The sequence below is a fragment of the Streptomyces sp. NPDC104226 genome (assembly GCF_055584085.1).
In genome coordinates this window covers 99,914-125,368 of the sequence record NZ_JBVJMS010000002.1, presented here as the reverse complement: position 1 = coordinate 125,368, position 25,455 = coordinate 99,914, and the positions used below count along the sequence as shown (strand labels likewise).

Sequence of the window (25,455 nt, the reverse complement as noted above, 5' to 3'; positions counted from 1 at the left end):
ATGCCAGACATCTTGCCCTTATGGCCAGATTGTCCTTACCTAGAAGGAAACCTTGTGATATCTCGTGCTCGTGCCACCCTGGTCGCGGTCGCCATCGCAGCAGTCGCAACCTCGGCCGCGGGAGGCGCCATCGCGTCAGCCCAGCCGGCGGAGCCCGCCCCCGGGACCTCGGCCGCGGCAATGCCCTCGGCCGTCGAGAGCTTCGGGTATCCCGACGCAGCGAAGATCGAGCAGGAACAAGGCATCAAGCTCAAGCGGGGGGACGGCAAGCTCCTGCTGACCTCGTGCGAGGGCACCTACGACGTCATGATCGACGCCCGCAAGGGCGCCTTCTGCTTCAAGACTCTGTCCACCAAGGCCTACGTGACTCTGGAGATCGCCGACACCTTCGGCATCTGGACCGAGGACCACCCGGTCAAGGCAAAGCTGACTGCGGAGGGCAAGACCAACACGGTCGACGTCCCCAAGAACTCCTCCAAGCCGGTCGGTGAATCCGACAAGCCGGGAGGCGGCAAGCGATCCGTACTCGTCGAACTCCGCATCACCGGCTAGCGGCACCGACATCCCCACGAGAACCGCGGCAACGCGCGTGCGCCCGTCTCAGCCCGACGAACCGCGCCGCGACGCCAAGCTCGCCAGGGGGACCGTGACCCCGTCGTCCTCGCCCTCTGCGAGGACCTGCTCGAGACCGACCACCCGCACCATCGTGAGCGGAACTGACACTCCGGGCTCCTCGTCAGCACCCGTTCCCGTCCGAAGGAACTCCATGTCTTCCCCCCGCCCCCGTATCAACCGGATGGGCACCATCCTCGTCACCTCGACCGCCATGGCCGCCTCGGTCATCTCCGCCGGATCCGCGCACGCCGCCGTCGGAACCCCGGACACCAAGCGTCCCTACGTCGGGCAGCTGAACATCGGGGACGAGGCCAACAGCCGTGCCTGCTCCGCCGTTCTCATCGACCAGAGCTGGGTGGTCACCGCATCGGACTGCTTCGCCAAGAAGCCCGGAGAGGCCGTTCCCGCTGGAAAACCCCAGATGCCGGCCAAGGCCACCTTCGGCAAGACCGTCCTCGACGTAATCAGCATCGTGCCGCGCGGTGACCGCGATGTCGTCCTCGCTAAGCTTTCCAAGCCCGTGACCGGCATCACCCCCATCAAGGTCGCCACCGCGAAGCCGGCCGCGAACGCACCGGTGACAGCTGCCGGGTTCGGGCGCACCAAGACCGGTTGGGTACAGGACAAGGTCCACACCGCCGCGTTCGGCGTCGCCTCTGCCGACGCTACGACGCTGGCTCTGACCGGCAAGGGGACCGACTCCATCTGCCAGGGAGACGCGGGCGGTCCCGTGCTCAACGGCAAGGGGGAGCTGGCAGGCATCAGCAGCCGGTCCTGGCAAGGCGGATGCATGGGCACCCCCGCCACCGAGACCCGCACCGGCGCGGTCGCGGCCCGTGCGGACGACATCCGAGACTGGATGAACAAGGAGATCCTCGCCCAGTCCGTCGGCTGGAAGACCTCGGCCCTCATCCAGACCGGCGTCAGCGTCTACCAGGGAGCCCGGCTCGGGGACGGATCCTGGACGGACTTCACCGACGTCCAGTCCAAGGCCGGCAACATCGGGGGAATCAAGAACTGGGCCGTAACCGCCGCCGGGATCGACGGCGCCACGCACGTCGTCGCGGTCGGCGGCGACGGAATCCTCCACCACACCGTCCGCTCCGCGGACGGCACCTGGACCAACTTCGGCAACATCAACGAAGTCGCCGGAACCCTCACCAACATCACCCGGGTCTCCACCGTCTCCATCGGCAACGACCTCCACGTTCTTGCCCTCGCGGACGGCAAGGTCTACCACGCCATGCGCAAGGCCGACGGCAACTGGACCCACTTCGGTCAGGTCGCAGCCGCTGTCGGCCCGATCGGCACCGTGACCTCCATCGCCACCGCCAGCGTCGCCGGCCAACTCCACATCGCAGCCGTAACCGGCGGCAAGGCCTTCCACACCGTGCGCAAGGCAGACGGGAACTGGGGCAAGTGGGGAGACGTGGCATCGGTCGCCGGCAACACCGGCCCCATCAACCACATCGCGATGACCGGCATCGGCGGCGACGTCCACGTCGTCACCTCCACCGACAACGGCGCCAACCAATACCACACCGTTGGCAAGAGCAACGGCCAGTGGGACCCCATCGCCCACCTCAGCAGTGTCCTCGGAAAGGTCACCACACGGTCCGTCAGCGCCACGCACGTGAACGGTGAACTGCAGGTCGGCGTCGTCACCACCGCCAACCAGGCCCTGCACACCATCCGCCACGCCGACCGCACCTGGGCCCCGACTGCTCCCGTGCCGCTCGTCGGCATCAAGGGCAACCCGGGCAACATCACCATCACCGGCACCATGTAGGTCCTGAAGACCGGGCGGGCGCCGGGACGACATCCGGTGCCCGCCCGCCGTACCCCCACCCGGGCGAACCGCGCTTGGCGCACACAGCGAACCGTGACAGGGCCATCGGCCACGGCTCCGCCACACCGCAGGCCGGACGCCGCGTCAGCCAGCACCGCGCCGGAACAGACCAACCCTGGGATTGGATGACGGGCCACAGGGCGGAGCGTGTACTGGGGTCGGCAGCGCACGCGCAGACCCTGAAGCCCGCCTGGCCCGGGGGCCGAACTTCAGGGTCTGTGTGTGGGGGGTGGGTCGAGCAGGGCGGGGTCACGGCCGTCCAGGGCTCCCCAGAGACGGGCGGCGACGAGTTCCGTCATGGCCAGGCCTGCGGTGCTGCCGTCGGCCAGGACGACGGGCACGATCAGGGCCGGGCCGCCACCGGGCATGCTCACGGCACACACAGCGCGTTCCAGCACGTCAGCGATCAGGATCAGGGGGGCCGCACTACCGGTCACGATGAAGGCCTTCCGTATCTACGCGCAGGTCCGGTCGGCGCCGGAGAGCCCGCGGTGTGGTTTCGCCGGCAGCCGCAGGCGTACCCGGCGAGCTGGCCGACGGAGTCCGCTGATCAGGGCCGCACGTCTCTTGCTTCGAAGCGGGAGGGGCCGAGTTCGAGGGTGAAGGTGACCTGCTGCCCCGCGGAAAGGCTCCCGGACTTGCTCCGCAGATCCGCTCTGACCACAGGGACCGGGATGTCAGAATCGACGGGGACGATTTCGCCTCGGCCCTGTGCGCGGTCCCACCACCGGACAAAACCCAGCACTCGCCCTTCAAGGGTCTCTGCCTCACACATCGCACGCTCCCGTCCTGACGGTGCCGGCGGAACCACCCGGCGACAGGAACGCCCGGGTAATTCCCTCAATATCCGTATCGTCTGGTTCGCGTGCTTCATGCGGGGGACCGCTCCAGGGGGTGAACCGGGAGCCGCCCGGAGCACACCGCGATACAGACCACCGCTGGGTGCACGCGGGCGCGCGCACCAGGCAGGCATAAACGACCCCAACCGGGCCCGCGTTTCCCGTGCGAAGCAAGGTTTCAGACGCTGCGCGGTTTCCGGGCCGCCGTCTGCCACTGGCTGCAAGCTGTCCGGGGGTTCGTGGCGCAGTGCGTACGACAACGTCGTGGTGACGGACGCGGCCCGTCTGGCCGTCTCTTTCGGATCGTGCCGGTCCGAGCCCGGCGCCGGGTGTCCTACCAGTGGGGCCAGGCCTCTGCAGGGGCGATGTCCCAGGACGTGCCCGCGAACTCTCCGGGATTGGAGAACAGCGCCCACGACACCACGGTGTCGCCGGCGCGCTGTGCGCCCACCTCGAAGCCGACGTCGCCGTCGACGCGCAGGTCTCCTCCTGGGCAGGACCGCAGCCGCACAGGGCCTCCCGCCCCGGGACGAATCCACTGTCCTGTGCCTGGACGGGCACGGCCCCCACACCACCACCCCATCACCATGTTTACCCCCACAGGAGACAACCTGCGGTGCATCGGACCTCGCCCGGAGCCGGAGCCGTCAGGCCGGCCTTGGACACCGTCCCGGATGGGGTCAGTGTGAACACGCAGTCCTTGCGGGTGGCGCCGAAGTACGTGGAGGAGGCGCACGCTGACAGGGAGGGCACTGCGCACTCTGGTGGCCCAGGACTCCCTATGACCGGTTGAAGCCTGGTGGCGGGCGCGGGGCGGGCCGGCAGGGTGGAGCCGTGATTCCCGACCCGGGAAGGGGCGCGGATCCTGTTGATCTGGCGGCTGCGAAATTCGAGTGCGGTCGATTGCTGTGACGGTGTGGAATCCGGGATATGATGATCGTTTTGAACGAGCCCGGTGTCGACGTACTGACCGAGGCCGTGGACGCGCTCCGTACGTGGCAGGACGACCGGACACCGCTGCAACTCCACCCGGGGGATCTCGGCTGGGCCTGGGCGTTGGGCAGGGAGAGGCTGGCCCGGGCCGTCCGCACCTGGAGCACGGACGGGCGGATCGTCGCCGTCGGATACCTGGACGGCCCCGACCTGCTTCGGCTGACGACCGCACCGGAGCTGCGAGAGGACGAGGCCCTGGCGCGTCACCTGCTGGCGGACATCAATGATCCCGAGCGCGGGGTCCTGCCGTCCGGACAGGTCAGCCTCGAGATCCCCACCGGTGCCCTGCTCCGCGAGACCCTCGTGGGGGCGGGCTGGCATCTGGGCGAGCCGTGGACGCCGCTGGGCCGCGACCTCGGCGAACCGGTGAAGGACCCCGGCCTGCGCATCGAGGTCGCCGGTCCGCAGACGGCGGAGACGAGGGCCGCCGTGCACCGTTCGGCGTTCGGCAGCCCGAGGTTCACCGAGGAGATCTGGCAGGTCCTGGCGGCCGGGCCGGTCTACGCCGACGCCCGCTGTCTGATCGGCTACGACGACCGGGACAACGCTGTGGCCGCGGTGACGGTCTGGTCTGCCGGGCCCGGCAGGCCCGGCTTGCTGGAGCCGATGGGGGTCCATGCCGACCACCGTGGTCACGGTCACGGGGTGGCGATCTGTATCGCCGCTGCGGCGGCGCTGCGCGAGATGGGCGCGTCGAGCGCGCTGGTCGCCGCCGAGAGCTCGAACACCGCGGCCGTCGCCACGTACAAGGCGGCCGGCTACGAGCCGGCACCCGAACGGCTGGACGTCGTCCGAGCCGCCTAGGGAGCCCCGGTCTCGGCTTTGCAGGATGACGAGTTCGGTGCCCGGGAAGCCGCCGTCGGCGATCGTGGTGGTCTTGCCGACGGCGGCCTCGGCGCCGGACTCCTCCCGTGCCTTGCAGTCGTTGCGGTTCCAGGCGAGCGGCGAGCGGCGTCTGCGGACCGTGTCCGCACCCTGGCGCCGCAGAACCGTCACCGGCTTCCCGAAGGCCTGAGGACTCAGCCCGGAGAACGGGGCCATCCAGGAAGAATCCGACGCCGTGATACTTCCTCGGGCGACTCCGAGACGTCGGCCTGCACGTGCGCGAACGCCGGGCGGATGACGGCGCCCTCGTCGGGTATGTGGTCGCGCTGCCCGGCGACCGCGCCGACGGTGGCACCCGGCCGGTCTGGTTCGCCGGTTCCACGCTGGCCTGCGACCTGTCCCTGCCCCGTGTCCGCGAGTACTACGAGCCGGGCGTCACCGACGCGGACTGGGCGCTGGCCGAGCACCGGATCCGCGAAGCATCCTCCCTCCTGGCGGTGGCCGCCGCGCATGGCCCCGGCCCTCGTCCGTACCCGGGTCCAGGCGGTGGCCGACGCCTTCGAGCAAGCCGCCCGTGCCGCCTGCGCCCGCTCCGACGAGACCGCCACCATCTATCTCGCCGGACTCGACCTCGCCGTCGTCGTCATCTGGGCAGCGAGGTGCTCCGAAGGGAATGCCCCTGGCCCGCCGGATCGAGCAGCTCGTGTGGTGGTCCGGGCAGCGGGTTCCCGACCAGGGAGTGCAGGGTCGCGTACGCCCCGGTGTCGCCCGCCAGCACGCCGCCCAGCAGGACTCCCGTCTCCCCGTCCAGGACGAGCTTGGCGTAGCGGTCTCCGCCCCGGTCGCTGCGGATGAACTCCAGCGCCCCCTCGGTCCGGGCGTGCGCATCGCCGAAGCTGCCCACCTCCACCCCGAGGAGCTTGAGCCGCGTGGAGAGGTCGGGGTCGGTGAAGGCGCCCCCGTCGGGGTCGCCGCACAGCTCCCGGGCGACCATGGCGGCCATCCGGTACCCGGGGGCGACCAGCCCGTGGCAGCGGCCCTCGACCGCCGCGCAGTCCCCGACGGCCCAGACCCGTGGATCCGGTGTCCGGCAGCGGGAGTCCACGAGGAAGCCGCCCCGCTCGCCCGTGGGCAGATCCGCTCCGGCCGCGAGTTCGTCGCAGGGCCGCACCCCGGTGGAGAAGACCACCAGGTCGGTGTCCAGGATCTGCCCGTCGGCAAGGGTCACCGACCGCACGCGGCCGTCGGGGCCCGCGTCGACCGACCGCAGCCCGACACCGCACCGGGGCCGCACGCCCAGGCCGTCGACGAGTCGGCCCAGCAACCGGCCTCCGCCCTCGTCCAGTTGGACGGCCATCAGCCACGGCGCGGCCTCCACCACCTCGGGGTGCATGCCGAGGGCCGCGAGGGCGCCGGCGGCCTCAAGTCCCAGGAGCCCACCGCCGACCACCACCGCGGGCCGGCCCGGGCGGGCCGCCGCGCGGATCGCCCTCACGTCGTCGAGCGTGCGGTACACGTGGCAGCCCGGCAGGTCGTGCCCGGGCACCGGCGGTACGAAGGGCCGCGCCCCCGTGGCCAGTACCAGCGCGTCGTACCCGGTCCGCGCGCCGTCCGCCGTGAAGACCGCCCGGCCCGCCCGATCGATCCGCGCCACGGGCGCCGAGAGCCTGACCTCGACCAGGTCGTCCCCCTCGAACGAGGCACCTTCGAGGGCCAGTTCATCGGGGTCGGCGCCGCGGGCGAACGCGGACAGGGCGATCCGGTCGTAGGCCGGCCGGGACTCCCCGGCCATCACCACCACCCGCCAACTGTCCGTCCGGTCGCGTTCCCGCACCTCCCGCACCAGGCGGTGGCCGACCATGCCGTGGCCGACCACGACGAGTACCCGTGTCATCCTTCTCCCGCCTCTCGTGCCCACACCGCGCACCGGTCCCGCAGTTCGTCGCGGCAGCCGCCGCAGCCCGTGCCCGCCCGGGTGGCCGCTCCGAGGGCCTCCGGCGTACGGGCGCCCGCGCGCCAGGCAGCGGCCAGGGCGTCGCCGGTGATGTTGTTGCAGTGGCACACCACGGCGGTGCCGGGCGGAGGCCCGGCCGCGTACCCCGGGGCCCCGCCGAGGAGCAGCGCCAGCCGGTCGGCAGGTACGGGCGCTCCCCGCTCGTGGAGGCGGACCACGTCGGCTGCGGCCCGGCCCAGGCCGATCAGCTCCGCACCGGTGAGCCTGCCACCGCACAGGGACAGCCGTGCGTAGCGGCCCCGGGCGGTGTCGGCGAGCACGACCGTCTCGTCGGCCCCGGCCGGGGTGCCGACCCGCATGAGGTCCAACTCCTCTGCCTTGAGCCGCAGTACGCTCCGGCTGCCGGGGGTCCCGGCGGTCCGGCCGCCCGTGAGCCGCACGGCCAGCGCCTCCGCTTGCTCCCAGGCGGCCGTGAACCCCCCGGCGGGGACCCGGCCGGTCGGGCCGGGTGCGGCGAAGGGGCCGTGGCCGCCGCCGTCGAGGGGCTCGGCACAGTCGCCGAGCGCGTGGACCCGGTCGGCGCTGGTGCGCAGGAGGTGGTCCACGAGGACACCGGTGCGGACCGCCAGCCCCGCGGCTCGGGCCAAGCCCACGCGTGGGCGCGCGCCGACGCACAGCAGGACCCGGTCGGCGTCGAGCGGGCTGCCGTCGTCGAGGGTGAGGAGGCCCGGCTCGCGGGCGGCGACGGTCCGCCCCGGCCGGACGTCGATGCCCAGCGCCCCCAGCCGGCCCGTCAGGGCCTCGCCCCCGCGCGGATCGAGGTGCCGGTCGAGGGGGTACGGGCCGCGGTGGACCAGGGCGACCGGGTGGCCGCGCCGGCGCAGGGCCAGGGCTGCCTCGACTCCGAGGATTCCCCCGCCGACGATCGCCACCCCTGTACGAGGCCCGTCTGAGGCGCCCTGCCCTCCGGGCGGCGGCACCGCGTCGTCCAGGGTCCGCAGCGGCCGTACGCCCTCGTGGAGCCGCCCGTCGCCGCGGCGGGCCCAGGGCAGGTCGGGTACCACGGCTGCGGCTCCGGTCGCCAGGACGAGCCGCCCGTACGGGAGGGAGTCGCCGCAGTCCGTGTGGACCAGGCGCCGCCGCTGGTCGATCGCGACGGCCCGCACGCCCAGCCGTACCACCGTGCCGGGTGGAGGTTCGGGCAGCCGCAGGGCGCCGGCGGGCAGGGAGCCGTCCAGTACGGCGGTGATCAGGGGCCGGTTGTAGGCCGGTTCGGTCTCCGCCCCGAGCACGGTGACCGGACCGGACCACCCGTGGTGACCGAGCCGCTGGACGAGCCGGTGCGCGGCGGGCCCGTACCCGATGACCACGATGCCCTCGTCCTCCCGACTCCGCCGGGTCACGAGGCCGGCTCCAGACGCACCGCGCACACCTTGAACTCGGGCATGCCGCTGCGGGGGTCGAGCGCCGCGTGGGTGAACAGGTTGGCCCGTCCGGCGCCCGGGAAGTGGAAGGGCACGAACACGGTGTCGGTCCTCAGCCCGGGGTCGTGGCGCACCCGTGCCAGGGCACTGCCGCGGGCGGAGGCGATCCGGGCGAGCTGGCCGTCGGCGATTCCGGCGCCCGCGGCGGTGTCGGGATGCACCTGGACGAAGGGTTCGGGGGCGGCGTCCACCAGTTCCGCGACGCGCCGGGTCTGGGAGCCGGTCTGGTAGTGGGCCAGGACCCGTCCGGTCGTCGCGTACAACGGGTACCGGCCGCACGGGCGTTCGGCGGCGTCGCGGTGTTCGACGGGGGTGAAGCGGGCGCGCCCGTCGGGGTGCGCGAACCGGTCGAGGAACAACCGCGGGGTTCCCGAACCGCCCTCGGGGCAGGGCCAGTAGAGGGCCTCGCCCGCGTCGAGGCGGTCGTAGTCGATTCCGGAGTAGTCGGCGGGCGCACCGCGGGTCGCCTCCCGCATTTCTTCGAAGACGGCGCGGGGTTCGGCCGGGTAGTGGCCGGCGGGCTCCCCCAACCGTACGGCCAGTTCGCCGATGACGGCGGCGTCCGGGCGCACTCCCGCAGGCGGGTCGAGCAGTCGTCGCCGGCGCAGGACCCGTCCCTCCAGGCTGGTCATGGTCCCCTCCTCCTCGGCCCATTGCGCGACGGGCAGGACCACATGGGCGGCGAGGGCCGTTTCGGAGGGTACGAAGTCGGCGACGACGAGCAGCTCCAGTCGTGCCAGCCGCTCGGCGATCCTGGCCGAGTCGGGGGCTGAGGCCGCCGGGTTGCAGCCGAACACGAGCAGCGCGCGGGGGCCGCCGGGGCTGCCGATGGCGTCGAGGATCTCGTACGCGCCGGGAAGGGTACGGGCACCGGGGGCCGGGACCGGCGAGGGGAGCCGGTCGGCGTCGACGCCCCAGACCCGGGCGACGTGGGCCCGGTCCGCCGGGTCGGACAGGGAACGGTAGCCGGGGAGTTGATCGGCCTTCTGGCCCATTTCGCGGCCGCCCTGGCCGTTGCTCTGACCGGTCAGGGTGCCGAAGCCGCGGCCCGGGCGGCCGGGCAGGCCGAGGGCGAGGGCGAGGTTGGCGAACGCGGCGACCGTGTCGGTCCCCTTGCTGTGCTGTTCGGCGCCGCGCCCGGTCAGTACGTACGCGCTGGGCGCCGCGGCCAGCATCCTTACCGCGGTGCGCAGTTCCCCGGCGGGGACCCCGGTGACGGCCTCGACGCGCTCGGGCCACCAGGCGCAGGCCCGCGCCCAGGTCTCGTCGAAGCCGCTGGTGCGCCCGGCGACGTACGCCTCGTCCAGGAGCCCCTCGCTGACGGCGAGGTGGAACAGGCCGAGGGCCAGGGCCAGGTCGGTGCCGGGGACCGGCCTCAGGTGCAGGGCGGCAGCGGCGGCGGTACGGGTGCGGCGGGGGTCGACGACGATCAGGTCGGCGCGTTCCAGGTGCCGCATGAGGGGCGGCATGGTGTCGGCCGGATTGGCGCCGGCGAGCAGGACCACGTCCGCGTCGTCGAGGTCGGTGACCGGGAAGGGCAGCCCCCGGTCGATGCCGAAGGCGGCCCGCTGGGCGACGGCGGCGGCCGCCATGCAGAAGCGGCCGTTGTAGTCGATGCGGGTGGTGCCGAGGGCCAGCCGGGCGAACTTGCCCAGCAAGTAGGCCTTCTCGTTGGTGAGGCCGCCGCCGCCGAGGACGGCCACGGCGTCGGGTCCGTGGGCTGCGCGGATGGTCCGCAGCCGTTCGGCGGTGTGGTCCAGGGCCTGGTCCCAGCCCGTCGGCGCGAGCCGCCCGTCGCCATCGCGCAGCAGCGGAGCGGTGAGCCGGTCCGGGGCGCCGAGCACGGCGGTGGCGGTCCAGCCCTTCTGGCAGAGGTGGCCCCGGCTCACGGGGAAGGCGGGGTCGGGGCGCAGGCGCACCGCCTCCCGGGGGCCGCTGAGCAGGGTGGCGCACTGGAGGGCGCAGTAGGGGCAGTGGGTGGCCGTCTCGGGACCGGGGGGCGCGGCCCCGGCCGGCACGGCTTCGGGGAGCACGCCTTCGCGCAGCACGGCGTGTTCCGTGCCGGTGGGCTCGGCGGCCGGGGGCGAGGTGAGGGTCACCGGGCTGCCCCCACCCGTACGGGGCGGGTGGCGAGGTCGGGCCGGGCGGGCCGCCGGGGGTGTCCGGGGCCCGGCCGGTCGAACCGACCACATGGACAGAACGGCGCATTTACGGCATATCCGGGCATGGGTCCGGATTACCCGAGGCCGAGTTTTGATACGCCATCGGAAATCCCAAATCCCCGCCAAGCGAAGGCTCAGGTCGGCAGGACGCGGGCCTTGCGGCGCGACCGGTCCGGCCCGGGCCCGCCGATCGGATCAGGCTCGGGATCTGCCCGGCACCCGAACGGCGCACGGGGGAAGCCCCGCCGCGTACTTCAGGGCCTGCCGTCTGACTCCCTGGCCGCAGCAAGCCGGGCTGGTTTGTGAAGGGACGACCTGGTTCACACCGAGTGGCAGTGGCAGTGGCAGTGGCAGTGGCAGTGGCAGTGGCAGTGGCAGTGGCAGTGGCAGGGGCAGGGTTTCCTGCTGGGGGCGGTCATGGGGGTGGACGCCTCCGGGAGCTGGAGGCGGATCTGGGCGTTGGTCTGCCTGAGCAGTATCGGAGTTTTCTGCTCCGTGTCGGGAGCGGGGGAGCCGGCCCCTACTACGGTCTGATGACACGCCCTGACCTCGGTCGTCTTCGCCGCCGTTGCTCGCCATCGTCGCCCGTGGCCGCCGCGACGGTACCGCGCAGTTGTTCGCCCTGCTGCGCGAGCGGCTCTGGACCCGCCGTCGCGCGATGCGGCCCTGCCGGGCCCGCTCATCGGAAGCCCTGAACGCCGTCTCCGACCGCCACATCGGTCTATTCCGCGCCGTGGTCGAGGCAGTGCCCGCGCCCGGGTAGCCGCCAGACGGAGTATGTCTTTCCTGAAGCGTTGCGATGTGTGACTCTCGGTAGCGTGAGGACCGTTCGGGGTGCCTCGGAGTCCGTGGGGTGGAGAGTGGAAGCAGTGGCACCGCGCGATCGTGGACGTGCGATCGGCAGATTGTGGTGGCGGTTGGTCGCGGCGAGCGCGGGGATGGCCCTGGGGATGTGCGCCCCGTTGGGCGTCGCTCGGGCCGACGGGGCAGGGAGCGGGCCCGCGTGCTCGGCCGATGGCGGTGGGGCGCAGACTCAGAGTCAGACGTGTACGTACAGCCATACCGGTGGGGCCCAGATGTTCACGGTGCCCCAGACGGTGACCACCGTAGCGGTCACCGCCTACGGCACGGGCGACGGAGCGCCCAGCCGAACCACCGCCACCGTGTCGGGGCTGACCCCCGGTCAGGCCCTCCAGGTCAACGTGGGCGGCTCCGGCGGCGGCGGCGCGTCTGATGTGCGCGTGCAGAACGGTGACGGTCAGTACGGGGCACAGGACCGGATCGTCGTCGCCGGTGGCGGCGGTGGCGCCGCCTACCCAGGGCAGGGCGGTGCGGACTCACCCGGCGGCTGGGCCGGGGGTGGGGCGAACGGTGTGACCGTCACCGGCGTGAGCACCGGAAGCGGAGCGGGCTACACGCCCCCGTCAGGGTCCGGCGGCAGTGGCCGCGTCGACATCTCCTGGGGCGCCCCGGACACCCCGTGGGCGGCCGACTCCGGATCCTGGACGGCCACCAGCGGGCAGGCGATCACCTTCACGAGCAGCGGCAGGGCCTACTCCCTGGTCATGCAGGGCGACGGGAACCTCGTCGAGTACGACGTCGCGCGCGGCAGCGCGGTCTGGGCGACGGGCACGAGCACCCCCGGCGCCTCGGCACGGTTCACGCCGGAGGGCCGCCTCGTGGTCGTCGGCCCCTCCGGTCAGGTGCTGTGGCAGTCCGCGACCTCCGGCGGCCCTGCCTCCCGGCTGTCGACCGGTGCCGGCGGCAGCCTGGTGATCACGGACGCGCAGGGGCTGGAGCGCTGGTTCACCTCCACGACCGGACGGTTCGGCGGGCTGGTACTGCCCGCGAACTCCGCGGTCTCGGTCACCGGACACCAGTTGGTGATGCAACTCGACGGAAACCTCGTCTGGTACGGCGCTGCGGGCACGGCCGTGTGGGCCACCAACACGTGGGGCCACGACGGCCAGGGCTTGAGCGCCCGTTTCACCGGAGCCGCACTGGTGATCCGCGACGCTGCCGGCAACACGCGCTGGAGCACGCCCGGAGTGAACACCTCCACCGGTGTCCTCGCGCTCCAGGGCGACGGGAACATCGTCATCTACGGCTCCGGGCAGAGCGGCGGCCAGCCGTTCTGGGCGTCCGACACCTCCGGGTAGCGGCGAGCCGGAGCGGTGGGAGTACGGGACCGTGGAGGGTCCCGTACTCCGCACGGAGCCGCCCCGTGTCACGTGAACCAGGGACCGAAAACAGGCGACTTCACCCGAATCGGGACTGTTCCTAGGCTGGACGGGCAAGCAAGCGGAGCAAGCGTCGCGGGCCGGTCACCGGTGCGGCGCCGAGGGAGTTGCCTTGGCCAGTCACGATCCGATCGAACGCCCTGCGGAGCCGTCTTTCAGCGTCTTCCGCGCGTCCGGAGCGCAGCAGCGGATGTACTTCCTCCAGCAGCTGGAGGAGGGCAGGCCGACCTACCACATGCCCGTCTTCTACGGCCTCGAAGGCCCGGTGGACGAAGCCGCGCTGCGCGCCTGCGCCCAGGGCCTGGTCGACCGGCACGAGGCGCTGCGCACCCGCTTCGTCCTGCGGGACGGCGAACTGTGGCAGCACATCGACACCGCTGCCGCCCTCGCCTGGTCCTCCGCCGCGGCGCACGGAGCCGGGGACGTCGAGGAGTGGATGGCCGCCGAGCACCACCGGCCCTTCGACCTGGAGTCCGGGCCCCTCTTCCGGGCAGCCCTGCTGCACACCCCCGAGGGCGCGGTCCTGGCCCTCGCCATGCACCACATCGTCGCCGACGGCTGGTCCGTCGGGATCCTCGCCCGGGAGCTCCTCACCACGTACGCCGAACACGCCGCCGGTCCCGGCGGCCCGGCCGGGACCGGTTCCCCGCAGGCGCCCGAGTACCAGTACGCCGACTTCTCCGACTGGCAGGAGGAATGGCTCCGGGGCACCGCCGCCCGGCGCCAGCTCACCTACTGGGAGAAGCAGTTGGACGGCGAACTGCCCGACGCGGCCCTGCCCCGCGACGGCCGGCCCGCGGCGGGAGCGGCCCGCGGCGCGGCGGCGCTGCACTCCTTCGAGGTGCCCGCGCCGGTGCTCGCCCGCGTGGAACGTCTGTGCCGCGACACCCGCAGCACTCCGTACACGCTGATGCTGGCGGCCTTCCAGATCGTGCTGGGCCGCTACACGGCAACCGACGACGTACTCGTCGGGACACCGGTGGCGGGCCGGGGCCGCAAGGAGTTCCAGGACACCGTCGGCCTGTTCGTCAACACGCTCGTGATCCGCGCGGACCTGTCCGACGACCCCTCCTTCCGGACCCACCTGGAACGCGTACGGGACACCGTGCTCGACGCGCAGGACCACCAGGACCTGCCCTTCGAACGCGTCGTCGACCGGATCGGCGCCGCCCGCACCGGCGAGGACGCCGCCCCCTTCCGGGTCATGTTCGGCCTGCACGACGAGGACGCGATGACCGAAGGCCTGCCCGGCCCGAAGGCCACGCTGCTCGAAGGCCCGGCCGGAACCGCCAAGTTCGACCTGACCTTCGACGTCGTACGGACCGGCGGCGCACTGAGCTGCCGGCTGGAGTACCGGGCGGACCTGTTCGACGCCGCCACCGTCCGGCAGTTCGGCCGGCACTTCGCCCGCCTCCTGGACGCCGCCACCGAGAACCCCGAACTGCCCCTCGGCGCCCTGCCGATGCTGTCTCCCGGCGAGCGGAACGGCACGGGCTCGCCGCTCCCGGACCGCGAGTCCCTCCCGCACACCCCGGGCGAACCGGGCTGCGTCCACGAGATCTTTGCCGGACACGCCGCCCGCACGCCCGACGCGGTCGCCCTCGTCCACGAGGGCACCACCCTCACCTACCGCGAACTCGACACCCGCGCCAACCGGCTCGCGCACCGGCTGCGCGCCCTCGGAGTGGGCCCCGACACCCTCGTCGGACTGTGCCTGCCCCGCTCGGCCGACCTCGTCGTCGCCCTGCTCGGCATCCTCAAGGCCGGCGGCGCCTACCTGCCCCTCGACCCCGACAACCCGCCCGAGCGGCTGCGCCACATCGTCCAGGACGCACGCCTGGAGCACGTCGTCGGCACCACCGCCACGCGGGCCCTGTGGGACGCCCCCGGCCTGCGCACCGTCGACCTGCTCGCCGACGCCCCGCTGCTGGCCGCCGAACCGGACACCGCCCCCACCACCGGCGTGACCCCGGACCACCTGGCCTACGTCATCTACACCTCCGGCTCCACCGGCCTCCCCAAGGGCACCCTGGTGCCCCATGCCAACGTCACCCGGCTGTTCTCCGCCACCGACCACTGGTTCGGCTTCGGTCCGGACGACGTGTGGACCCTCTTCCACTCCATCGCCTTCGACTTCTCCGTCTGGGAACTGTGGGGCGCCCTCGCCCACGGCGGCCGCCTCGTCGTGGTCCCGTACGGGACCAGCCGTTCACCCGAGGAATTCCACCGGCTGCTGCGCGCCGAGCAGGTCACCGTCCTCAACCAGACCCCCTCCGCCTTCTACCAGCTGGCCCGCGCCGACGAGGAACACCACCGCACGGCCGGCCCGGCCCCCGCCGGTCTCGCGCTGCGCCACGTCGTCTTCGGCGGGGAGGCCCTCGACGTCGCCGCCCTCGCCGGGTGGTTCGCCCGGCACGGCGACACCGCACCCCGCCTGGTCAACATGTACGGCATCACCGAGACGACCGTGCACGTCACCTACCGGCCGCTGACCGCCCGCGACGCCGAGGAAGGCCGCGGCAGCGTCATCGGCGTGCCCATCCCCGACCTGCGCCTGCACCTGCTCGACGCACGCGGCCGCACCGTCCCGCGCGGTGCCGTCGGCGAGCTGTACGTCGCCGGAGCGGGCCTGGCCCGCGGCTACCTGCGCCGGCCCGCACTCACCGCCGAGCGCTTCCCCACCGCGGTCGCCGACGGCGTCGCCGACGCACCCGCGGGCCTTGCCCGGGGCGAGCGCCTGTACCGGACCGGCGACCTGGCCCGGGCCCTGCCCGACGGGGACCTGGAGTACCTGGGCCGCATCGACCACCAGGTCAAACTGCGCGGATTCCGGATCGAACTCGGCGAGGTCGAGGCCGCCCTCGCCGCCCACCCCCTCGTCGACGCGGCGGTCGCGCTCGTCGCACCGGATCCCGCGGGGCACGACGTCCTGGTCGGCTACCTCGCCGTGGCCGGTGCCGACGACGGGGCGGGCCCCACCGTCGAGGAGATGCGCGAGCACCTCGCGCGACGCCTGCCCGGCTACATGATCCCCGGCGCGTTCGTCACCCTGCCCGCCTTCCCGCTGACCGCCAACGGCAAGACCGACCGGCGCCGCCTGCCCGCCCCCGGCTCGGCGGCCCGTACCCCCACCGCCGCCCACGAGGCACCCCGCGGGCCGGTCGAGACCGCGCTCACCGAGGTCTTCGCCCAGGTCCTCGGACACGAACGGGTCGGCGCCCTGGACAACTGGTTCGCCCTCGGCGGGGACTCCATCCGCTCCCTCCAGGTGCTCGCCCGGGTCCGCGAACGCGGCCTCGACCTGACCGTCGCCGACCTCATGAGCTCCCCGACGGCCCGCGCCCTCGCTCCGCACGTCACCCCGCGCGACCCCGCCGCGGCCGCTGCCGCAGCCCCGTACGAACCGTTCGCCCTCCTGACCCCCGCGGACCGTGCAGCCCTGCCCGGGGGACTGGAGGACGCCTACCCGATGACCCGGCTCCAGGCCGGGATGCTCTACCACAGCGACCTCCCGTCGGCCGGCGGACGCGTCTACCACAACGTGGCCTCCTACCTGGTCGAAGCGCCCTTCTCCGAAGACGCCTGGCGGACCACCGTCGAGGTCCTCGCGGCCCGGCACGAGATGCTGCGCACCTCCTTCGACCCGCACGGATTCACCGAGCCCCTCCAGCTCGTCCACCGCGGCGCCCGCCCGGAACTCACCTTCGAGGACCTGCACGGCCTCGACGCCGAGGCGCAGCGCACCGCCGTCCGGGCCCGCTACGCCGCCGAGCGCGACCGGCCCTTCGACTGGGACCGGCCCCCGCTGATCCGGTTCCACGTCCAACGCCTCTCCGACACCCGCCTCCAGCTGTTCGTCGCCGAGCACCACGCCGTCCTCGACGGCTGGAGCGAACGCTCGCTCCTCACCGAACTCGCCTCCTGCTACACCGAGGCACTCGCCGCCCGGACCCCCGCGGACGGCCCCTCCCCGCAGGCCGGCCCCCGCTCCCGGTTCGCCTCCTTCGTCGCACTCGAACGGGCCGCCCTGGCCGACCCCGGCCAGCGCGCGTTCTGGACCCGCAAGGCCGCCGACGCCCCCGCGACCAGGCTGGCCCGCCCGGCGGCCACCGGCGGACCCGCCCGGATGTCCTGGTACCTCGCCCCCCTCCCCGAGGAACTCCACGCCCGGCTCACCGCCCTGGCCGCCGCGTGCGGGGTACCGCTGCGCACCGTCTTGCTCGCCGCCCACCTGCGGACCACGGCCCTGCTGAGCGGCGGCGACTCGGTCACCACCGGAGTGGTCCACAACGGCCGCACCGAGGAGACCGACGGAGACAAGGCCGTCGGTGTCTTCCTGAACACGCTGCCGCTCAGCGTCACGGTCACCGGGCTCAGCTGGCGAGGCCTCGTCGGGCGTGTCGCCGCCGCGGAGGCGGAACTGCACGCCCACCGCCGCTTCCCGCTCGCCGAGATCCAGCGCCTGGCGGGAGGCGGCCCGCTCTTCGAGACCTTCTTCAACTACACCCACTTCCACGTGGAGCGGGACGGGCCGGCGGACGGCGCGTTCACCGTGCTGGAGGAGACCGGAGAGGCCGGCACCGACTTCGCCTTCGGCGCGGAGTTCTCCCGCAGCCCCGACGGGTCCCTGCTCGAACTCGGCCTGCGGTTCGACGCGTCCCAGTTCTCCGAGGAGCAGATGGCGAGCGCCCACGCCTCCTACACGGCCGCCCTGCACGACCTGGCCGCGTCCCCGGACCGCGACTGCACGGCCGCCGACCTGCTCCCGCAGGCCGAACACCACCGCTACGCCGAGTGGAACCGCACGGCCGTGGAGTACCGGCGGACGCACGTCCTGACCCGGCTGATCGAGGAACAGCGGGACCTGACGCCCGACGCCCCCGCCGTCCGCTTCGAGGGCCAGGAGCTGACCTACCGAGCCCTCGACACCGAGGCCGAGCGGCTGAGCGCGGCCCTGCGGGAACGGGGCGCCGGGCCCGGCACCTTCGTGGGCCTGCTGCTGGAGCGCTCCCCGGCCCTGCCCGTCGCCCTCCTCGCCGTCCTCAAGTCCGGCGCCGCCTACGTCCCGCTGGACCCGGAGCACCCGGAGTCGCGGGTACGGTCGCTGCTCGCCGAGTCCGGCATCGGCCTGGTGGTCGCCGAAGGCGCGTGGGCCGAGCGGCTGGAGGGTTCCGGGGTGACCGTCCTGCGGCCGGAGGCGGCCGCGACGGGCACCGCGGCCCCGGCCCGGGCGCCCGGACCGTCCGACCCGGCGTACATGATCTTCACCTCGGGCTCCACCGGCAAGCCCAAGGGGGTCGTGGTCCCGCACCGCGCCATCGTCAACCGGCTGCTGTGGATGCAGGACGCTTACGGGCTGACCCCGGGGGAGCGGGTGCTGCACAAGACGCCCTACACCTTCGACGTCTCCGTGTGGGAGCTGTTCTGGCCGCTGCTGACCGGCGCCACCCTGGTCCTCGCACGCCCCGGCGGCCAGCGCGACCCCGGCTATCTGGGCGGACTGATTCAGGCCGACGGCGTCAGCACGGTCCACTTCGTCCCGTCGATGCTCAGCGTGTTCCTCGACGACCCCGAGGCCGTGGCCGGCGCGGCCGGCCTCACCCGGGTGGTCTGCAGCGGCGAGGCCCTTCCGTACGAGGTCCAGCGCAGGTTCTTCGAGCGGCTGCCCGGCGTCGAGCTGCACAACCTCTACGGCCCCACCGAGGCGGCCGTCGACGTCACCTCATGGCAGTGCCGGCCGGACGGCGGCGACACCGTGCCCATCGGCCGGCCCATCGCCAACATGCGCGTCCACGTCCTGGACCGCCGCCTCGCCGAGGTCCCCCTCGGCGTCACCGGCGAGCTCTACCTCGAAGGGATCGGCCTCGCCGACGGCTACCACGGACGCCCCGAGCTGACGGCCGAGCGGTTCGTCGAGCACACCGGCCCGGACGGCACCGCCCGGCGCCTCTACCGGACCGGCGACCTCGCCCGGCACCGCCCCGACGGAGCCCTGGAGTACGCCGGCCGCACCGACCACCAGCTCAAGATCCGGGGATTCCGCGTGGAGCCCGGGGAGATCGAGGCCGTCCTCGCCGAACACCCAGGCGTCCGCGACTGCGCGGTCCTGCCCCGCGGGGAACGCCTGATCGGCTACTTCGTCCCCGAGACGGCCGCCCCGCAGGCCGAGCCCGAGACCGCCCCGGATTCCGCTCCGGACGCCGCCCCGGCCCCCGCCTCCGCGCCGGAACCGGAGGAACTGGCCCGCCACGCCGGGGAACGGCTCCCCGCGTACATGGTCCCCTCCGCCTGGGTGCGCCTGGCGGCCCTCCCGCTGACCGCCAACGGCAAACTGGACCGTGCCGCGCTGCCCGATCCGGACCCCGCCGGCCTGCGGGGCAGCGCCCGGCCGGTCCCGCCCCGCGACGCACTCGAATCCCGCCTCGCCGGGATCTGGGAGGACCTGCTGGCCGCCGGTCCGGTCGGCGTCCACGACGACTTCTTCGCCTCCGGCGGGCACTCCATCGACGCCCTGCGCCTGATCGGCCGGATCAACCGGGCCTTCGGCGGACGCCTCGGCGTATCGGCCGTCCTGGAACACCCGACCGTCGCACGGCAGGCCGCACTGCTCCGCGGCCCCCACGCCGGCGTGGCCCCCGACCCGGTGGTCCGCCTCCGGCCCGAGGGCACCCTCGACCCGCTCCTCCTCGTCCACCCGATCGGCGGGAACGTCTTCTGCTACCGCACCCTGGCCGCCGAACTGGGCACAGGGCGACCGGTGTTCGGCCTCGCGGCGCCCGGGCTGACGGCCCCGGCAGGAGCCCCCGACGCCACCGACGCCACCGTCGCCACCGTTGAGGAGTTGGCCGCCGCCCACCTGGAGGCCGTACGCCGGATCCGCCCCAGCGGCCCCTACCACCTGGCGGGCTGGTCCTTCGGCGGGCTCCTCGCCTACGAGATGGCGGTCCAGCTGCGCGCCGCCGGAGAGGAGGTGGCGACCCTCGCCCTGCTGGACACCGGCTACCCGGACCCCGGCCGCGTCCCCGACGACGAGAGCGAGCTGCTGGAGTGGTTCCACGAGGACCTCGCCCGCTCCGCGGGGTCCGACCCCGCCGACGAGAGCCTGTCCGCGCTGCGGAGCGCCCTGCGGGCCGCCGCCGACACCCCCGCCCGGCTCGCCGTCCTCGCCGAGCACGTGGAACGCGCGGGCTTCGCCCCCGGCCTCGACCCGCGGGACCTCGCCCGGCACTACGCGGTGTTCCGCACCGGACTCCGGGCCGCCGCCGCGTACCGGCCCCCGACCGCGCCCTGTCCCGTCCTGTTCCTCCAGAGCACGACCGGGGCCCGGGAGCACGCCGCCGACCGATGGGCGGGCCGGATCGGGACGGGCCTGACCCGCCACGACGCCGCCACCGACCACTACGGGCTGATGCGGCCACCGCACAGCACCGCGGCCGCCGCCCTGCTGCGCACCGCCCTCGCCGAGGCCGGCCGCCACTGACGGGCACCCCGGCCCGCCCGGGGCACCCGTAGGGACGTCCCGCCGGTCCGGACGGATCCGCCCCTGACCGGCAGGACACCCCGGCCCCTCCACCCCCCCCACCAGCCCTTCGCGCACCGTGCGCCGACGAGGCGTGCCCCGGCACGCCCGCGCGCCCCGCACCAGAACAGGAAACGGAACACACCACGTGACGAGTGACACCCCGGGGCCCGCCCCCGAGCTGAGCGGCCGGATCCGCGGCGGCCCCGCCGAACTCCTCCACGACGAAGTGCTCGCCCCGCAGTTCGGGTTCGAGTCCCGCCACCTGCTGCGCCACTACGTCGCCATCGAGAAGACCCTGGCCGCCGAATACGTCCGCATGGACCTGATCACCGGCGAGGAGGCCCGCCGGATCGCCGCCCTGCTGGACGCCGTCGGGTCCGACACCCTCAGCGCGCAGCCCGGCGCCAACATGTCGGACATCGCCTTCGCCCTCGAACGGCACGTCGAGGCCGGCCTGCCCGCCCCGGTCACGCACTGGCACGCGGACCGCAGCCGCAACGACCTCCAGGCCTGCGCCCAGGTGATGTACGGCCGCGACCAGCTCGCCCGCTTCGCGGACGCCCTCCTCGAACTCGGCTCCGTCGTGGCCGCACTGGCCGAGGAGACCTGCGACCTTCCCATGCCGGGGTACACCCACTTCCAGGCCGCCCAGATCATCACCCCCGGCTTCCACCTCGCGGCGCTCTCCGAACACCTGCTCCACACGCACACCCGGCTGCTCAACGCGTACGACGGCATCGACGCCTGCCCGCTCGGCGCCGGCGCCATGGCCGGACAGGAACTCCCTTGGGACCGCGACCGGATGGCCCGGCTGCTCGGCTTCTCCCGGCCCCAGCCCCACGCCCTGACCGCCGTGGCCTCGCGCCGCTGGAGCGCCGAACTGACCGCGGAGCTCAGCCTGCTGGGCACCGCACTGAGCCGCTTCACCACCGACCTGCTCACCTGGGGCGGCAGCGAGTACGGGTTCATCGAACTGCCCGACGAACTGTCCGGCATCTCCTCCGCCATGCCGCAGAAGAAGAACTACCCCGTCCTTGAGCGCATCCGCGGGCGCACCGCCCACCTGACGGCCTTCCACTTCGACGTGCTCCTGGGCCAGCGCAACACCCCCTTCTGCAACCTCGTCGAGGTGTCCAAGGAAGCCGGTACCCACCTGCTGAACGCCTTCGACTCGGCCCACGGCACCGTCCGCCTCCTCACCGAGGTCCTGCGCAGACTGACCTTCCGCGCCGACCGCATGCGGCAGGTCTGCGAACGCGAGTTCCTCGGCGGCTTCAGCCTCGCCAACGCCCTCTGCCTCACCGAAGGGGTGCCCTGGCGCACCGCCCAGGTCGTCGCGGGGAAGTACGTCGTGCTCGCCGCGACGGCGGGCGCCGCCCCCGCCCCGGGCGAACCCGCTCTGCTCGCCGAGGCGGCCGCCGGACACGGCATCACGCTCCACGACCCCGCCCGCCTCCTCGACGAGGCCTTCGACGTCGACCGGGGCCTGGAGCGCACGGTGTCCGCCGGATCGGCCCGGCCCGACGCCGTCCGCGCCGTCCTGCGCGGCCAGCAGGAGACGTACGCACACCTGCGCGCCGACTGGCAGGCGCGCGCCGCAGCGCTCCGCGCGGGCGCGGAGGAAAGCGACCGCGTCCTGTACGGGGCGAAGGCCGGCCCGAACCACGAGGAGGACGGCGATGGCACCCGCACCCGCGTACAGCACGCCCGCTGACACCGGCGCGGCGACCGCCGCCGCCCCCGTCGGCCCCGGTTCCGGCAGCGCCTTCGGCACCTTCGGGGAACTGCTCCAGGGCGCCCTGCCCCACCCGCAGGGGGACTTCCTGGTCACCTTCCCCCTCGCCCGCTGGGCCACCGCCGTGTTCCACCCCGAACCCGGCCGTCGCGAGGTCCGGGTGCACCCGGCGCACAAGGCCAAGTCCCGCCGCGTCGCCGAAGCGGTCCTGGCCGCCCTCGGCACGGCGGACGGCGGCCTGCTGGAGGTCGCCGGGGACCTGCCCGAGGGCAAGGGCCTCGCCAGTTCCTCCGCCGACCTGGTCGCCACCGTACGGGCCGTCGGCGCCGCCCACGGGCGCTCCTTCACCCCGGACGAGACGGAGGACTTCCTGCGCGGCATCGAACCGGCAGACGGGGTCATGTACGACGAGATCGTCGCCTTCCACCACCGGGAGGTGCGCCTCGGCCGCCGCCTCGGGGTGCTGCCGCCCCTCACCGTCGTCGCCCACGACGAGGGCGGCCAGGTCGACACCGTCGCGCACAACCGGGCGGCCCGGGCCATCGGGACCGCCGACCGGGAGGAGTACGCACGCCTGCTGGACCGGCTCACCGACGCCGTGGCCCGCGGCGACCTGGCCGAGGTCGGCGCCGTCGCCACCCGCAGCGCCGAGATGAACGCCCACCGCCGCCGGCGCGCCGGATTCTCACAACTGCGCGCCCTGTGCCGCGAGGTCGACGGACTGGGCCTGGTCCTCGCCCACAGCGGAACCATGCTCGGCGTCCTCCTGCACGCGGACGACCCGGCGCTCGCCGCCAAGAGCGACCACATCCGGGCCGGCTGCGCCGCCCTCGGGGGCGAAGTGTCCGTGCACCGCTCCCTGGGCGCCGACGACAGCTGGAGCCCGAAGACCCCGCCCGCCCACCCCACCGAGCTGGAGAGCTGAGCATGCTGTTCGACACCGTGACGGACGCGATCGGCGGAACCCCGCTGGTCCGGCTGCGCCTGGGCGAGGCCCGGGGCGTGGAGGTCTACGCCAAACTGGAACTGCAGAACCTCTTCGCCATGAAGGACCGCGTCGCCCGCAACATCCTGCTGGAGGCCCGGCGGCTGGGCACCCTGCGCCCGGGCGCCCCCGTCATCGAGAGCTCCTCGGGGACCATGGCCCTCGGCGTCGCCCTGGTCGGCCGCTCCCTCGGCCACGAGGTGCACATCGTCACCGACCCGCGGATCGACCCCGTCACCCTCGCCAAACTCCGCGCCCTGGGCTGCCGGGTGCACGTCGTCGAGGCCATGACCAGCCACGGCTGGCAGAGCGCCCGCCTGGAAAGGCTCGCCGAGCTGCAGGGCGAACTGCCCGGCGCCTTCTGGCCGCAGCAGTACACCAACCCCGACAACCCCGGTGCCTACCGCACCCTCGCCGGTGAACTCCTCGCGGACCTCGACCGGTTCGACACCCTCGTCGGAGCCGTCGGCAGCGGCGGCTCCCTGTGCGGGACCGCCCGGGCCCTGCGCGAGCGACTGCCCGCCCTGCACGTCGTCGGCGTCGACTGCGTGGGCAGCGCCCTCTTCGGCCAGCCCGACGTGCCGCAGCGGCTGCAGAGCGGGCTGGGCAACAGCCTGCTGCCCAAGAACCTGGACCGCACCCTCGTCGACGAGGTGCACTGGCTCAACGACCACGAGGCCTTCGCCGCGACCTGGGACCTCGCCCGCGAGCAGCAGATCTTCGGCGGCAACACCTCCGGCTCCGTCTACCGGGTCCTCACCGGCCTCGCCCTGCGCGCCGAACCCGGAACCCGGATCGTGGGCATCCTCCCCGACCGCGGCGACCGCTACGCGGACACCGTCTACGACGACGGGCACTGGGACGCCAACCGGCTGCGCGAGGTGCCCACCGCCGCCGCGCCGGCCGTCCTCGGACCCGGCGGGACCGCCCGCACCTGGTCCACCGTCGCCTACCGTCCGCCCGCCGGGATCGGCCGGCACCTGCTGTTCGTGGAGTCCAACACCACCGGCACCGGCATGCTCGCGCTGGAGCGGGCCCGCGAACTGGGCACCGTACCCGTCCTGCTGACCGGCGATCCCGACCGCTACCGGGGACTCGCGGGGACCGGCGCCGAGGTGCTGCGCTGCGACACCAACTCCGACGCCGCCCTGCGCGCCGCCGTACAGGAGCGGTTCCGCCGCGAGGAGATCGCCGGGGTCACCACCACGAGCGACTTCTACGTACCGGCCGCCGCCCGGATCGCCCAGTGGCTCGGCCTGCCCGGCAACCCGCCCGAGGCGGTGGCCGTCTGCCGCGACAAGTCCGCCCTGCGCGAGCGGCTGCGGGCCGCGGGCGTCCGCCAGCCCCGCTACGCCCTCGTCCGCGACCCGGCCGGCGCCGCGGAGGCCGTCGCCCGCACCGGACTGCCGTGCGTGGTCAAGCCGGCCGACGAATCGGGCTCCACCAACGTCCTGCTCTGCGCCGACGAGGCCGAGGTCCGCGCCCACACCGAGCGGATCCTCGCGATCGGCACCAACGTGCGGGGCATGCCCACCGCCCGCACCGTCCTCGTCGAGGAGTACCTGGACGGGCCCGAGTACAGCGTCGAGATGTTCGGCGGGGACGGGCAGGCCGTGTGCGTCGGCATCACCGCCAAGTCCGTCACGGAGGGACCGCACTTCGTCGAGCACCGCCACCTCTTCCCCGCCCCCCTGCCCGCCGCCACCGCCCAGCTGATCACCGACACGGTGACCGCGGCCCTGGACGCGGCCGGGATCCGGCTGGGGGCCACCCACACCGAGGTCAAAATGACCGCCGACGGGCCCGCCCTCGTCGAGATCAACCCGCGCCCGGCCGGCGGCATGATCCCCGAACTGATCCGGCTCGCCACCGGCGTCGACCTCCTCGACGCCCAGCTGCGCGCCGCCCTCGGCCTGCCGCCGAACCTGAAGGCCGAGGAAGCAGGCCACGCCGGCATCCAGTTCCTGCTCGCCGAAACCGACGGCACCCTCACGGCCGTCCACGGCGCCGAGGCCGCCGCGGCCGTGGACGCAGTGGCGTCGGTGCTGGTCACCGCCGCCCCCGGCACGCGCGTGCACCGGCCCCGCAACGCCTCCGACCGGCTCGGGCACGTGATCGCCCGCCACGCGGAGCCCGCCGGCGTGCACGCCGCCCTCGACGCGGCGCACGCCCTGATCCGCCTCGGCATCGAGCCCGCGCACGGCTCCTGAGCCCGCCCCTGCCCCCGCCCCGCCCCTGCCGGCCCCCGGCCC

The 25,455-nt window shown here is 73.7% G+C and carries 14 protein-coding genes and 1 pseudogene; 8 read left to right on the top strand and 7 right to left on the bottom strand.

What is annotated here, in order from left to right; genetic code table 11:
• The first annotated feature begins 54 nt into the window (after positions 1-54).
• Entirely contained in the window at positions 55-552 is a 498-nt protein-coding gene (locus ACZ60J_RS05945; RefSeq protein WP_469679214.1) for a hypothetical protein, read from the top strand.
• A 48-nt stretch (positions 553-600) separates the two neighbouring features.
• Here ACZ60J_RS05945 and ACZ60J_RS05940 read toward each other — a convergent pair whose 3' ends face one another.
• Positions 601-723, bottom strand: a complete 123-nt coding sequence (locus ACZ60J_RS05940) for a hypothetical protein (RefSeq protein ID WP_469679213.1) — start codon at positions 721-723, stop codon at positions 601-603.
• A gap of 43 nt (positions 724-766) precedes the next feature.
• On the opposite strand from ACZ60J_RS05940, the gene ACZ60J_RS05935 reads away from it, so the two are divergent.
• Positions 767-2,404, top strand: coding sequence for a trypsin-like serine protease (locus ACZ60J_RS05935; protein WP_469679212.1), 1,638 nt, complete (start codon positions 767-769; stop codon positions 2,402-2,404).
• A 269-nt stretch (positions 2,405-2,673) separates the two neighbouring features.
• Here the strand turns inward: ACZ60J_RS05935 and ACZ60J_RS05930 are convergent, their stop codons facing one another.
• The gene (locus tag ACZ60J_RS05930; protein ID WP_469679211.1) at positions 2,674-2,901 is read right to left on the bottom strand and encodes a hypothetical protein; all 228 of its coding nucleotides are present in this window, start codon (positions 2,899-2,901) and stop codon (positions 2,674-2,676) included.
• Between the two features lie 736 nt (positions 2,902-3,637).
• Positions 3,638-3,814: a hypothetical protein gene (locus ACZ60J_RS05925; protein ID WP_469679210.1), complete on the bottom strand. Its 177-nt coding sequence runs from the start codon at positions 3,812-3,814 to the stop codon at positions 3,638-3,640.
• A 419-nt stretch (positions 3,815-4,233) separates the two neighbouring features.
• On the opposite strand from ACZ60J_RS05925, the gene ACZ60J_RS05920 reads away from it, so the two are divergent.
• A complete protein-coding gene (locus tag ACZ60J_RS05920) occupies positions 4,234-5,100 on the top strand; it encodes a GNAT family N-acetyltransferase (RefSeq protein ID WP_469679209.1) in 867 nt (288 codons plus the stop codon).
• Positions 5,101-5,103: 3 nt separating this feature from the next.
• Here the strand turns inward: ACZ60J_RS05920 and ACZ60J_RS05915 are convergent.
• The 4 genes and pseudogenes from ACZ60J_RS05915 to ACZ60J_RS05900 all read right to left on the bottom strand — a co-directional run.
• Positions 5,104-5,337: pseudogene (locus ACZ60J_RS05915) on the bottom strand (hypothetical protein); the annotation flags it as partial.
• Between the two features lie 427 nt (positions 5,338-5,764).
• On the bottom strand, positions 5,765-7,015 hold the full coding sequence (locus tag ACZ60J_RS05910) for an NAD(P)/FAD-dependent oxidoreductase (RefSeq protein WP_469679208.1): 1,251 nt from the start codon (positions 7,013-7,015) through the stop codon (positions 5,765-5,767).
• Positions 7,012-8,478: an FAD-dependent oxidoreductase gene (locus ACZ60J_RS05905; protein WP_469679207.1), complete on the bottom strand. Its 1,467-nt coding sequence runs from the start codon at positions 8,476-8,478 to the stop codon at positions 7,012-7,014. Before ACZ60J_RS05905 ends, ACZ60J_RS05910 begins: the two co-directional genes overlap by 4 nt.
• A complete protein-coding gene (locus tag ACZ60J_RS05900; protein ID WP_469680238.1) occupies positions 8,475-10,577 on the bottom strand; it encodes a molybdopterin oxidoreductase family protein in 2,103 nt (700 codons plus the stop codon). The genes ACZ60J_RS05905 and ACZ60J_RS05900 overlap by 4 nt, the downstream gene beginning before the upstream one ends.
• A 1,241-nt stretch (positions 10,578-11,818) precedes the next feature.
• Here ACZ60J_RS05900 and ACZ60J_RS05895 point away from each other — a divergent pair.
• From ACZ60J_RS05895 to ACZ60J_RS05875, 5 genes are all read left to right on the top strand, one after another.
• A complete protein-coding gene (locus ACZ60J_RS05895; RefSeq protein ID WP_469679206.1) occupies positions 11,819-12,880 on the top strand; it encodes a hypothetical protein in 1,062 nt (353 codons plus the stop codon).
• 193 nt (positions 12,881-13,073) lie between these two features.
• A complete protein-coding gene (locus tag ACZ60J_RS05890; RefSeq protein WP_469679205.1) occupies positions 13,074-20,441 on the top strand; it encodes an amino acid adenylation domain-containing protein in 7,368 nt (2,455 codons plus the stop codon).
• A gap of 187 nt (positions 20,442-20,628) precedes the next feature.
• A complete protein-coding gene (locus ACZ60J_RS05885) occupies positions 20,629-22,197 on the top strand; it encodes a lyase family protein (RefSeq protein WP_469679204.1) in 1,569 nt (522 codons plus the stop codon).
• On the top strand, positions 22,163-23,143 hold the full coding sequence (locus ACZ60J_RS05880; protein ID WP_469679203.1) for a GHMP family kinase ATP-binding protein: 981 nt from the start codon (positions 22,163-22,165) through the stop codon (positions 23,141-23,143). Before ACZ60J_RS05885 ends, ACZ60J_RS05880 begins: the two co-directional genes overlap by 35 nt.
• A gap of 2 nt (positions 23,144-23,145) precedes the next feature.
• Positions 23,146-25,413 (top strand): pyridoxal-phosphate dependent enzyme, encoded by a 2,268-nt coding sequence (locus ACZ60J_RS05875; protein WP_469679202.1) that lies wholly within the window; start codon positions 23,146-23,148, stop codon positions 25,411-25,413.
• Positions 25,414-25,455: the final 42 nt, after the last annotated feature.